This is a genomic window from Aquimarina aggregata (assembly GCF_001632745.1).
Classification (GTDB): Bacteria; Bacteroidota; Bacteroidia; order Flavobacteriales; family Flavobacteriaceae; genus Aquimarina; species Aquimarina aggregata.
Genome location: NZ_LQRT01000036.1, coordinates 1 through 2,447, shown reverse-complemented (window position 1 = coordinate 2,447; position 2,447 = coordinate 1). Strand labels below are relative to the sequence as shown.

At 30.0% G+C, this 2,447-nt stretch carries 2 protein-coding genes; both read right to left on the bottom strand.

The window, feature by feature from the left end; all coding sequences use genetic code 11:
• Positions 1–286: 286 nt before the first annotated feature.
• Complete coding sequence (locus AWE51_RS20985; RefSeq protein WP_066317846.1) at positions 287–1,162, bottom strand: leucine-rich repeat domain-containing protein; 876 nt, start codon at positions 1,160–1,162, stop codon at positions 287–289.
• Positions 1,163–1,720: 558 nt separating this feature from the next.
• Positions 1,721–2,308 (bottom strand): SMI1/KNR4 family protein, encoded by a 588-nt coding sequence (locus tag AWE51_RS20975; RefSeq protein ID WP_066317839.1) that lies wholly within the window; start codon positions 2,306–2,308, stop codon positions 1,721–1,723.
• Between the last annotated feature and the right edge of the window lie 139 nt (positions 2,309–2,447).

Below are 2,447 nucleotides of genomic sequence, written 5' to 3'. Positions count from 1 at the left end.
TTCATTTTCCCGAAATATGTTATAGTCTTTTTGAGCTGATGTAGTTGCTACAAATAAGATAAATAAGAGACTTAACAATAGTTTATTCATGCTATGTTTTTAAAATTTGTGCTAACGTTAAATATATGTGTCGTAGCAGAGCAAAATGTTACCCTGATTTCGGCAAAAATTGCGCAATGGTTGCTAACTTTTCCATTCTGCAATCATCGCGTCTTCATAAATATACACAAACTAATCGATTGACCACTTAGCTGCTATGATCACATATATAGTGTTAGGTGCAGTTTTAATCATTATGCAAAAACATCACTTCAGGCATTATAGAAGACAATGAATCTATATTTATAACATTTGTTTTATTTAATCTAATATGATCTAAATATTTTAGGTTTTTGATTTCAAAAGGAATTTCATTTACACTATTTCCAAAAAACCAAAACCTTTTTAAATTTTCCATTTCTAAAATGCAATCAGGAAATTCTTCTAAGGGGTTATTACTTAGGTCTAACCAAGTCAAATTTTTGAGTTTTGATAGTTCCTTTGGCACATATTTAATATTATTACCTCCAATAGATAAATGCCATAGACTCTCTATATTACCAATTTCTTTTGGTATAGACTTTAAACTACAATGTCCAAGTTTTAAAGTCCTCAAGTGCTTTAAATTCCCTAAAGTTGCTGGAATTTCTTCTAACCCACTTGAGTTCGCAATTATTGATTTTAGATTCTTGCATTCCTCAATTTCATTGGGAAGAAATTTCACTGTTGAACCAGAAATAATCAAAACTTCTAGATTTTTCAATTTTCCTATTTCAGGCGGAATTGAACTTATTCTTTTCCTTCTTAGATTAAGTTTGTAAACACTGTCAGGATTCTTTAAAGCTTTACTTAAAGAAAATTCTTCTCTTAAGCCGTTGGTTGAAATTGTGTCTATCCATTCCTTCTCAGCTATTGAAATCAAATAACTATGGAGTAAGTTAGACATTTTTAAATCGATACTGTCTAGCTCTAAATACTTTATGTCTTTCTCATTTGTAAATTGGTGCCCAGAAATTTGTTTTTTTTCCTTTTTTCCGTTTATAGTTTTTATTATATCAATAGATTCTGAAGATCTTAAAAACGGATTATAAAAGTAATAAGGTTCATTATTCTTTAAATTCAAGTTGTTATTTATCAAAGTTGTCAACTTTACTAATGATGGAATAATTGAATCATATGTGCTTAATTGAATAGTTTTTCAGATCCAATTTGAAAATTGGGTAAAGAGTCAGTTAAATTGAATTTTAATAGTGGAACTGCGTAACTTAAATTTGCATCCATATTGAAACCTCCAGTTACAAGAACCTCATAGTGCTCGATTTCCTCAATAGTCTCAATTTTATTCGGTTGCTTTTGGCTTAGTTCTTCTTTATTTTGAATAAAATAAAACCCTATCATACTTAATAATAGAATTAATAACAGAGCATATTGGATTTTTCTTTTTTTATTGATGATTTTCAATTTTTATAATTGTCCATTTAATTTTAAGGTGTTCGATAATTGCACCTAACGTTTAATATATGTGTCGTAGCAGGGCAAAATGTTACCAAGCCATCGACTTTTTCTGCGCATTGGTTGTTAATTTTTACTTTCTGCAAGCATTGCGCCTTACCAAAAACACAATAACCAATCGATTGATCACTTTGCTGATATGATCACATATATAGTGTTGTGCGATCGTTTATTGTTTTCTATAATATTCGTTCAATTCCACTATAAATCTATTTCCTCTTTCATTATCAGCGGTCATTAATTCCTTAAAATCATTTGAATAATGGTGTTTTTTAGTCAAATCCTCATGATCAATAAAGACAATAGGATATTCACTATTTTCTCGTTTTTTCGTTGAATCAAAGCATAAAAGTCCATAATCCTCAAATCCCGCAAAATAAATAAGTCCTTTTTCTATTAAAAGTTCAGGGTCGTAATATTCAAAAAACCATTCTTTAAATCCATTGAGGCTTTTATCTGGTAAATGAGTTGGAAAGTTAACTGTAAAATCAGGAATATCTAATTCATAAAAATGCTTATATTTTAAAAAATGTCGATAGGAGCGAGGTAATTCAATTCCGATCATTTTCTCAAGTCGGTTTAAATCCGAATCATCCAATACGCTAGGAATCGGTTTCCAACCCTTCCAATCACTATCAATTGGAATAGTTGGGTCAAACATTTCTTCGGACATATCTGGGTCAGGAGTAGACATTAAAATTTTTTCCTTTGCCATTTTATCAAAAGTACTATCAATAATATCTTCCAACCACCTCATATTAATTCTTTTTTAATGACGCACAACGTTAAGTGTATGTTTTGTTTGGTGATAATCGTTTGCGAAGCGCTAGCGTAGACAAACTATTTGCCAAATGAAATCATACACAGTGTTGTGTGCTTTATGCTTTTTAATTTAA